The organism is Photobacterium aquimaris (assembly GCF_002954455.1).
Lineage (GTDB): Bacteria > Pseudomonadota > Gammaproteobacteria > Enterobacterales > Vibrionaceae > Photobacterium > Photobacterium aquimaris.
Genome location: NZ_MSCC01000005.1, coordinates 127,001 through 137,544 on the forward strand (window position 1 = coordinate 127,001; position 10,544 = coordinate 137,544).

General features: G+C 40.6%; 8 protein-coding genes. 6 read left to right on the plus strand and 2 right to left on the minus strand.

From position 1 onward, the window contains the following. Window positions 1-66: 66 nt before the first annotated feature. Window positions 67-663, minus strand: coding sequence for a Crp/Fnr family transcriptional regulator (locus BTN98_RS19380; RefSeq protein WP_087854600.1), 597 nt, complete (start codon window positions 661-663; stop codon window positions 67-69). 94 nt (window positions 664-757) lie between these two features. Next, complete coding sequence (locus tag BTN98_RS19385; RefSeq protein WP_060998720.1) at window positions 758-2,725, minus strand: bifunctional 2',3'-cyclic-nucleotide 2'-phosphodiesterase/3'-nucleotidase; 1,968 nt, start codon at window positions 2,723-2,725, stop codon at window positions 758-760. Between the two features lie 417 nt (window positions 2,726-3,142). On the opposite strand from BTN98_RS19385, the gene cysG reads away from it, so the two are divergent. Genes cysG through cysQ form a run of 6 tightly spaced genes read left to right on the plus strand, consistent with a single transcriptional unit; the run spans window position 3,143 to window position 10,053 of the window. Continuing rightward, the gene (gene cysG, locus BTN98_RS19390) at window positions 3,143-4,558 is read left to right on the plus strand and encodes a siroheme synthase CysG (RefSeq protein ID WP_060998721.1); all 1,416 of its coding nucleotides are present in this window, start codon (window positions 3,143-3,145) and stop codon (window positions 4,556-4,558) included. Between the two features lie 13 nt (window positions 4,559-4,571). Continuing rightward, the gene (gene cysD, locus BTN98_RS19395) at window positions 4,572-5,480 is read left to right on the plus strand and encodes a sulfate adenylyltransferase subunit CysD (RefSeq protein ID WP_060998722.1); all 909 of its coding nucleotides are present in this window, start codon (window positions 4,572-4,574) and stop codon (window positions 5,478-5,480) included. A gap of 10 nt (window positions 5,481-5,490) precedes the next feature. Then, window positions 5,491-6,912, plus strand: coding sequence for a sulfate adenylyltransferase subunit CysN (gene cysN, locus BTN98_RS19400; protein ID WP_060998723.1), 1,422 nt, complete (start codon window positions 5,491-5,493; stop codon window positions 6,910-6,912). Window positions 6,913-6,917: 5 nt separating this feature from the next. Then, window positions 6,918-8,648, plus strand: coding sequence for an SLC13 family permease (locus BTN98_RS19405; protein WP_060998724.1), 1,731 nt, complete (start codon window positions 6,918-6,920; stop codon window positions 8,646-8,648). Between the two features lie 19 nt (window positions 8,649-8,667). Next, window positions 8,668-9,291, plus strand: coding sequence for an adenylyl-sulfate kinase (gene cysC / locus BTN98_RS19410; RefSeq protein WP_060998725.1), 624 nt, complete (start codon window positions 8,668-8,670; stop codon window positions 9,289-9,291). A gap of 24 nt (window positions 9,292-9,315) precedes the next feature. Then, window positions 9,316-10,053, plus strand: coding sequence for a 3'(2'),5'-bisphosphate nucleotidase CysQ (gene cysQ, locus BTN98_RS19415; RefSeq protein WP_060998726.1), 738 nt, complete (start codon window positions 9,316-9,318; stop codon window positions 10,051-10,053). The last annotated feature ends 491 nt before the right edge of the window (window positions 10,054-10,544 follow it).

Below are 10,544 nucleotides of genomic sequence, written 5' to 3' on the forward strand. Positions count from 1 at the left end.
GATTGAAGTCCTTGTTAAGTATTCTGCGAGTGTATCGGTATTTATTCGTTATGAAATTAACAATGGTTAACTTTTCTCAATAATATCGTCACTTGCAATCCGTTTTTTGATACGGCTGAGGCTGATAGAAGTAATCCCTAAGTAAGACGCTAATTGGTAATCGGTAATACGGCCGACTAGCTCTGGAAAATGGTCGCAAAACAATTGCAATCGCTGCTCAGGCGTGTGCATTAACATAAAGCGTTCTTTGTGTTCTTTATGCAGTAATTGGCGTTCTAATAATGCTTGATAAAGTGGATGTTGTTGCTGACGCCATTGTTGAAATAAGCTGATTGGCAACATGATTAATTGACTGGCAGATAATGTTTCTAATAAAAATGCCGAAGGTGCGTTAGTGATTAAACTTTCAAAGCCAATAATTACATCTTGATCCCAGTAGAACTCTTTACTGAATTGTTTACCTTGATCCGTAAGGTAACACGCATGACAAAGACCATTTAACAGAAAGTAGCAATGGGTTGGTGTTTGTCCTTGGTGTAATAGAATATGTCGAGTGGGTAGTTCTAGTTGTTCAGCAACGGCAACCACATCGTTAATGGTTGCTGTATCAGCACCAAGTTGGGTTAAAAAAGTGGTTAATTCAACGTGGTTTTTAGATGGCATAGGTAATCTAACATTTAAAGAGGCAGTAGCAGTAGTGTATCAAAAAAATACCGCAACCAAGGTTGCGGTATATAGATGTTACTTAAGGCGGAGACTATTTTTTAGACTGAAGATCCAATTGGTAAATTGCAAATCCACCCGGAGTGGTGCTTACTTGGTGCATCGGGTATTGGCCTTTATCTTTAATAAACGTTGCCGCTTTATCACTGTTAGCTGTTTCAAATTGAATCTTTAACTGCTTATCACTTGTCAGCGGCGTGAAGTGCCAGTTGTTATCAGCACTTGGTACTACTTGACCTTTTTGTTTGCTCACTCGACTGATGTAATCTGACAATACAGTGCGATTCTCATCTGGTGATGCAAAGGCAATAAATGCTTCACCTGTACCAGCAAACTTGCCGCTGTAAGCGCGATAGTTATTGGTTGCGATTAAGAACGTTTGCTTTAGATCAATCGGTTTACCATTAAAGCTTAAATCTTTAATTCGGTTCGCGGTTGGATTAATTAGCTTACATTCGCCATCGTATTTAGCTGGTTGTGAAATATCAATGTTGTATTTAACGCCATCAATGACATCAAAGTTATAAGTACGGAAACCATCCCAGTTAATTAAACCTTGTGGTTTATCACTATTAACATCAATTTGGTTAAATTGTGCTGCTGAACATTCAAGCCACTCTTGAACTTCTTTACCCGTCACTTTCATTGCAACCAGTGTATTTGGGTATAAGTATAAGTCAGCTGCATTACGGAACGTCAGTTGTCCAGCTTCTACTTCAGTGTAGTTACCTGCGTCATTACCACGACCACCTGCTTTAAAAGGTGCGGCGGCAGATAATACTGGTAGACCATCAAGATCAGGATCGCCTTGAATAAAGCGTTCGACATAATCTTTTTGGGCTAAGTTAACAATTTGCACTGTTGGATCATCTTGAACCAAAGCCAAATAGCTGTACATCACATCACTGGCTTTACCAATTGGCTGATTCACAAAATCACGAGTAGCGTTATGATCAATTTTTACCGCTGCAACTAATTTAGGATCAGCTTTTACTAATGGTTGTTGGTTGGCTTTATCAAAGATCGGACGAGCTTCTGTTTGGGCTGAGGTTACTTTCCAGCTATTACCGTCTTTGTCTAATACTAAATCCATAATACCGACGTGATCGCCCCAGCGGCCAGGCATTACTGCAGGAATACCATTGATAGTGCCTTTTTCAATATCAGCACCAGGTAGGCTGGCAAAATCTTTACTTGGGAATACCGCATGTGAGTGACCAAATGCGATTGCATCAATCCCTTCAACTTGAGTCAGGAAGTAGACTGAGTTTTCTGCGCCCACTTTATATGGGTCAGCTGATACGCCTGAATGTGGAATGGCGATAATAATATCGGCACCTTCCGCTTTCATTTGTGGAATAAACTTTTCAGCGGTTTGTTTAATGTCTTTGGCTTCTACTTTGCCTTCAAGATTGTTTTTATCCCAAACCATAATTTGCGGTGGTACAAAACCGATATAACCAATTTTTAGTTTTTGGTTGTTGCCATCGTTATCTTTAAAGGTGTAATCCTTAATAAGATAAGGTGTGAATAAGTTTTTACCCGTTTTTAGATCATATACATTAGCATTGATGTAAGGGAAGTTAGCACCTTCAATACTGGTATCAAGGAAATCTAAACCATAGTTAAATTCGTGGTTACCAATATTACCAACAGCATAGCCAAGCTGGTTCATGACTTTATAAACCGGATGAACTTCGCCTTTTTTTATGCCTTTTGCCGCCATGTAATCACCCATAGGACTACCTTGCAACAAATCACCGTTATCCACTAACACACTGTTTGTTACTTCTGCGCGTGCTTTCTCAACCAAAGTCGCAGTACGTACTAACCCAGTCTTATCGGTAGGCTTATCCTTGTAATAATCATAATCCATCACATTAGTATGAATATCTGTTGTTTCAAGAATACGTAATTTAATGGTTTCTGCATTTGCAGGGCCGGCAAGCAGCAGTAGTCCGCCCAATACCGCGATAGATAAAGGTTTAACAGCTAGTGTCATGTGAATCTCCAAAAAGGATAGGCAAGGAAAGCGCGCCTAAAATAGCAAATCTTATGCGAATACTATCGGCATCAATCACATAATTGTGCTTTAACTCTCATTTTTTATATGCATAGCCGTTATTAAGCCATCAGCAAATAGCAATTACACGCTTAAAAGTAAAAAGCGTTAATTAGATTAAGAAAGAAAAAGCATAACTTAGGTTCGAAGTGATATTTGAATATGCTTCATTAGGCTTGTTGTTAGCTATTTATATTTAGTTTGTATTTATTCATGGTTGATCATTCTATTTGGTGCAAAAAAATTAAGGATCAATGTCCCAACCAAACTTTTGGGTATAAAAAATGAAACTTTAGAATTTCAAGTAATATCGAAGCCTCTCTATAGTGGTAACAGAGCAACAATGGAGAGTGAACAATGGATTATTTGCCAATATTTGCAGACTTAAAACGTCGACCATGTCTGGTTGTCGGTGGTGGCAATAGCGCATGGCGCAAAACAAGGATGTTATTAAAAGCTGGAGCTGATGTCGGCGTGATTGCGTCAAAGCTTAATGCGGATTTTGAAGCTGCTATTGCTGCTGGCCAAGTGCGTTATATTGGCGAAGAATTTTCACCAAACGATCTCGACGGTATTTTTTTGGCCATTGCAGCAACACCACATAAAGCACTTAATGCGTTGGTGTATCAATCAGCCAATCAACGTCAAGTGTTAGTTAATGTGGTGGATGATACGCAGCGTTGCAGTTTTATTGTACCTTCTATTGTCGATCGTTCTCCTATCATTGTAGCTATTTCATCATCAGGTAAAGCCCCTGTTTTAGCGCGGTTATTGCGTCAAAAATTAGAAGCAATACTGCCTCAGCATTTAGGCAAGATGGCGACGTTGGCTGGTGGCTTTCGAGGCTATCTTGCAGCCAAACTTCCTTCATTTTCGAGTCGTCGCGCCTTCTGGGAGCAAGCATTTAATGGTCGCTTTGCTGATCTGGTTGCCGTTGGTCGCGATACAGAAGCGCAGCAAGCATTACAACAACAATTACATCAGCATACATCACCTGTCGGTCAAGTCGCTTTAATTGGTGCCGGCCCTGGTGATGCAGGATTATTAACCTTACGTGGCTTGCAATTAATGCAGCAAGCAGATGTGGTGCTGTATGACTACCTTGTCTCTGATGAAGTGATGGCATTAGTACGCCGTGATGCAGAGCTCGTCTGTGTCGGAAAAAAAGCCGGTTTTCACAGTGTGCCGCAACAACAAACTAACCGATTAATTGTTGAATATGCACAACAAGGTAAGCGAGTAGTAAGGCTGAAAGGTGGTGACCCATTTGTGTTTGGACGTGGCGCTGAAGAATTAGAAGTGCTAGCAGAAGCTGGTATTGATTTTCAAGTAGTACCGGGTATTACCGCAGCTGCTGGCGCAACCGCTTATGCTGGTATTCCATTAACCCACCGTGATTACGCGCAAACAGCGATGTTTATAACCGGTCATTTAAAGCCCGATGGTAAGCAGCTTGATTGGTCAACTTTAGCGCGTGGTAATCAAACTTTAGTGATTTATATGGGGTTAATGAAATCGAGCCACATTCAACAGCAGTTATTACAACATGGCCGCGCCGCTGAAACGCCTATCGCCATTATTGAGCGCGGTACACAAACCACCCAAAAAGTATTAACCGGACAATTAGATCAACTTGCCGATTTAGCACAGCATGCTGCTTCGCCATCGTTAATTGTGGTCGGTGAAGTCGTCAAGTTGTCACATAAATTAGCTTGGTTCACAACAAAGGAACAGTTATCACCGCAACCTGAAGCGGTAGTGAAGCTGGCATAGCATGGAGAGAGAGATGGACCCGAAACGTTTAACCCACCTCAAGCAACTCGAAGCAGAAAGTATTCATATTTTGCGTGAAGTCGCCGCTGAGTTTGATAACCCTGTAATGATGTATTCGATTGGTAAAGATTCATCAGTGATGTTGCATTTAGCCCGTAAGGCTTTTTATCCCGGAAAAATTCCATTTCCGCTATTGCATGTTGATACCACTTGGAAGTTTCGTGAAATGATTGAGTTTCGTGATCGTACCGCCAAGAAATACGGTTTTGATTTATTAGTCCATCAAAATCCAGAGGGAATCGCGATGGGAGTGGGGCCATTTACTCATGGTTCGTCAAAGCATACCGATATCATGAAAACTCAAGGCCTAAAACAAGCACTCGATAAATATGGTTTTGATGCCGCATTTGGTGGCGCTCGCCGTGATGAAGAAAAGTCGCGAGCCAAAGAGCGTGTGTATTCTTTCCGTGATAAAAACCACAGTTGGGATCCTAAAAATCAGCGCCCTGAATTATGGAAAACCTATAACGGTCAGATTAATAAAGGCGAAAGTATTCGCGTGTTCCCGTTATCCAATTGGACTGAGCTCGATATTTGGCAATATATCTTCCTTGAGCAAATTGAAATTGTGCCACTGTACCTATCCCAAGTACGGCCAGTTGTAGATCGTGATGGCATGCTAATTATGGTAGATGATGAACGTTTAGAGTTACAACCAGGCGAAACTATTGAGCAAAAAAGTGTCCGGTTTAGAACCTTAGGATGTTACCCATTAACGGGAGCGGTGGAATCAACTGCTGATACTTTACCGGGGATCATCGAAGAAATGCTGGTGGCTACTTCAAGTGAACGCCAAGGACGCGCTATCGATCATGATCAATCGGGCTCAATGGAATTGAAAAAGCGCCAGGGTTATTTCTAAGGAGAGAATAATGAACAGTGTCATAGAACAACAGGTGGCAGAACTGGGTATCGAAGCTTACCTTGATCAACACCATAATAAATCGCTGCTACGGTTTTTAACCTGTGGCTCCGTTGATGACGGCAAAAGTACTCTCATTGGTCGTCTGTTACATGACTCACATCAGATTTATGAAGATCAACTGGCGGCTATCCATACCGACAGTCAAAAAGTCGGTACCACAGGTGATAAACCGGACTTAGCCTTATTAGTCGATGGTTTACAAGCAGAGCGTGAGCAAGGGATCACCATTGATGTTGCTTATCGTTATTTCTCAACTAAAGCACGTAAGTTCATTATTGCCGATACTCCAGGGCATGAGCAATACACCCGTAATATGGCAACAGGCGCATCGACGTGTGATGTTGCGGTTATTTTGATTGATGCACGTAAAGGCGTGTTAGATCAAACGCGTCGTCATTCTTACATTGCTAGCCTATTAGGTATTCGCCAGTTTATTGTGGCGGTAAATAAAATGGATTTAGTTGATTTCGACCAAACGCGTTTTGAAGAAATTCAGCAGCAATACCTTCAATTCTCAAAAAAGCTTAATCCTAAGATCAATATTCAAGTGTTGCCATTATCAGCATTAGAAGGCGATAACGTTGTCAGTCAAAGTGCCAAGATGGCGTGGTATCAAGGTAAGCCGTTATTGACCCTATTAGAACAGGTAGATTTATTATCTGGTGATGACTCGTCAGCATTACGTTTTCCTATTCAATATGTAAATCGTCCTAATCTTGATTTTCGAGGGTTTGCTGGCACATTAGCTGCCGGTGAAATTCATGTAGGACAGCGTGTAACCGCATTACCTTCAGGAAAAACATCCACAGTTGAGCGTATTGTTACTTTTGATGGTGATTTGGAGACCGCAGCTCAAGGGCAAGCAATTACCGTTACCTTAGCGGATGAAATTGATATCAGCCGTGGTGATACTTTGATTGCAGCCGAAGACGAAGTGCCATTAAGTAATAATGTACTGGCTGATATCGTGTGGATGGGGGAGACCGCACTCGTGACTGGGCGTCAGTATGATATTAAAGTCGCAGGTAAAAAAACCTTAGGCAGTGTGAGTGCTATACGTCATCAAGTTGATATTAATAGCCTTGATACTTTTGCTACCGAGACGCTACCACTTAACGGCATTGGTCTGTGTGAAGTCAATCTTCATGATGCGATAGCTGTAGATAGTTATCAGACCTGCAAAGACACAGGCGGATTTATCATTATCGATCGTTTAACCAATGTCACTGTTGGTGCTGGTTTAGTTCGTGAAGCACTCGCCGATCAGCAAAGCAGTCGTTATTCAGCGTTTGAAGTTGAATTTAACGCGCTCGTTCGTAAGCATTTCCCACATTGGGATGCCAAAGATATTGGTCAATTACTGGAGTAACGTGAATGAGCTGGGAACAAGCTACTGTGCTGGCAATGCTAGTAGTGATTATTCTCTGCTTGCTCACTACGAAGATTAAACCCGCGTATTTATTTGCTGGCAGTGCATTTATTGGTTTTCAAACAAATTTGATTGAATTACCAGCCATTGCCGCAAATTTTACCAACCCGTCGTTATTAACTTTAGTGTTATTGATTTTAGTATCGATAGCACTTGAAAAAACCCGCTTGATAAGTTGGGTCGGGCGACAAATTTCACAAGGTGGTCATAGCTCGGTTGTCGCAAAGCTTGGAATATCAACCGCGTTATTATCTTCATTTACTAATAACACTGCAGTAGTGGTGTCGTTAATTGGAGCGATAAAACGTAATCAGCGTCATGCTCCTTCTAAATTATTACTGCCTTTATCTTATGCTGCTATTTTAGGAGGGACACTGACCCTTATTGGAACATCGACCAACCTTATTATTAATAGTTTTGTGGAAGATGTTGGCTTACCGAGTCTGGGCTTTTTTGCACCGTCCATGATTGGCTTAGCAGTATTAGTGATCGGTTTAATGATTTTAATACCCTTGAGTTATTTATTACCTGATAACGACGATCATAGCGAAGAGCAATTACCTTATTTTTTAGAAGCGCGCGTCAAAAGTGATTCTCCATTGATTGGAAAAACGGTCGCAGAAAATGGATTGAGAGCATTACGACGGTTATTTTTAGCTGAATTAATTCGTGATGGTAAAACCATTGCACCTGTTTGTCCTAACACACACTTACAAGCAGGTGATCGGTTATTGTTTTGTGGTGATATTGAAAGTGTTACCACCTTACAAGAAATCGACGGTTTGCATCTCTTTGGGCAACATCACTTAAATGGCCAGTCGATGATGGAGGTAGTGGTTAGTCATTCTGCTGCTATTTGTGGCCGTACTTTAAAAAATGCCCAATTTCGAGAAAACTTTGATGCCGTCGTGGTCGCAATTCGTCGTGGTCATGAACGATTAGCGGGTGGGTTAGGAAACATTGAATTACGCGCAGGCGATACGTTAGTTATTGTGCCGGGAAAACTGTTTAATCAAAAGCGCGCTATGCTTGAACGTGAATTTGTATTGGTTAATGGTCTTGATTCAAGTACACGTTTAGATAAACGTCGTAGTGCCACCGTATTAGTTGGATTTTTAAGTGTTATCGTATTGGCATTAATTGATTGGTTACCCTTAATAAAAGGATTAGCTATTTATTTGGTGTTACTCGTTGGATTAGGACTTATTTCTTTTACAGAGCTTCGACGCCGATTTCCGATTGATATTGTGGTGATTGTTGGATCTGCATTAACACTAGCGCAATTAATGATCACCAGTGGCTTATCACATCATATGGGACAAGCTTTGATCACCGCCTTCAATGGCTGGGGAATATATGGCGGGTTAATTGCGGTTTATTTACTAACATTAGTTCTGACAGAATTGATCACTAATAATGCAGCTGCCGCCTTGGCTTTTCCTATTAGTTATAGCTTAGCGCTTGGGTATGGCGTAGATCCAATGCCGTTTATTATGGCTGTATTGTTTGGTGCTAGTGCGAGTTTTATTTCTCCTTATGGTTATCAAACCAATCTACTGGTGTATAGCGTTGGTAATTATCAAATTAGAGATTATCTGAAATTGGGGTTACCGCTCTCGATTGTGTATTCCACAGTAGTGTTGATCTTGATCCCATTAGTCTTTCCTTTTAACTAAATTAACAATGGAATATGTTATGAATACCACACCAAAGTCTCATGATGATAACAATAATATTGTCTGGCATAGCTATAGTGTGACCAAGCAACAACGAGGACAGCAAAAGCAACAGCAACCTTGTGTATTATGGTTTACAGGATTGAGTGGTGCCGGAAAATCGACAATTGCTGGCGCGCTAGAGCATAGGTTACTAACATTGGGTTACCATACTTATTTATTAGATGGTGATAATGTTCGGCACGGATTGTGTAAAGATCTTGGTTTCTCAGCTCAAGATCGACGTGAAAATATTCGTCGTATCGGTGAGGTTGCCACATTAATGGCCGATTCAGGATTGATCGTACTGAGTGCGTTTATTTCTCCTCATCGTGAAGAAAGACAAATAGTACGAGATTTACTGCCACAGGGAGAGTTTATCGAGGTGTTTGTTGATACACCTTTAGCCGAATGCGAAAAACGTGACCCGAAAGGACTGTATAAAAAAGCACGAGCAGGTGAAATAAAACAATTTACAGGAATTGATGCAGAGTACCAATCGCCTTTAAAACCTGAAATTCATTTAGCCGCTGATAGTCATAATATTAATGAATTGGTTGAGCAATGTATTAATGCTTTACGTAGTCGAAGTATAATTGCTTGACTATCGGTAATAGGAGTACCGTAAGTGACCACATTACTTGATGCTATATATGCCATTGCATTGGATGCAGGTAAATCGATAATGACGCATTATCACAGTAATATAGCTATTGAAAATAAACACGATAATAGTCCCGTCACCATTGCTGATCTTGCAGCAAATGAAATTATTATTAGTCAATTACAGCAATTGACTCCCGACATTCCTATCATATCAGAGGAATCACCACAGACAGATTGGCAGCAGCGTCAACATTGGTCATCTTTTTGGCTGGTGGACCCACTTGATGGTACCAAAGAGTTTATCAATAAGAATGGCGAGTTCACTGTTAACATTGCGCTGATTGAGAATGGAAAACCTATTTTAGCTGTTGTCTATGCTCCAGCATTAAATAAAGCGTGGTTGGGTGATGGAAAAACAGCTTGGGTTGTTACTAAAGCTGGCAAAGAGGTCATTCGTCTTTTACCGTCTACTATCCCGACAGTTGTTGGTAGTCGTTCACATCCTTCGGTTGAGTTAGAGGCTTATCTTCGACAACTAGGTGAGCATAAATTAGTGGCGGTAGGCTCATCATTAAAGTTTTGTTTAGTAGCTGAAGGACGAGCTCAATATTATCCTCGCTTAGGACCAACAATGATGTGGGATACTGCTGCAGGTCAATGTATTGCTGAAAGTGCTGGTGCGACAGTGAATGATCTCGATGGTTTACCGCTTCGTTATGATCGTGAAACGTTGCTGAACCCTGCTTTTGTTGTTTCATAATCATCATAAATTAACCAAAAGTGATAGGTTGATTAAATAGTCAGCACCATTATTCAAATAAAGACTATCAACTAAGAGTCTTTCTGTATGAAAATTGACTCTTTTGTGGCTTTTGGTTTATATGACTAGCATTCGCACCAAAAAAACAAATAAACAATTGTCATCCTTCCGATTCTATCTATAATGCACCCCAACGACACGGAATACGTGCGGTTAGTAACTTGATTACAACCTGTGTATAACTTGTCTGTAAGCGGTTTATAAAAATCACAAGCTTTAATTGAGGTTTTACTTTCAATATAAGGTGTGAAAATCGCAGTCTTGATTTGAATTTTATTCAAATGGTAAGAAATATTAAATATATCTTACGCAAGGCAGGTCATTAAAGGGTTTTGAAAAATAAATTCAAAAAAACTTGTTGACTTTAAATTGGCGCGGAGTAATATACGCAGCCTCAGTCAATACGATGTATTGCGCTAATGTTCTTTAAT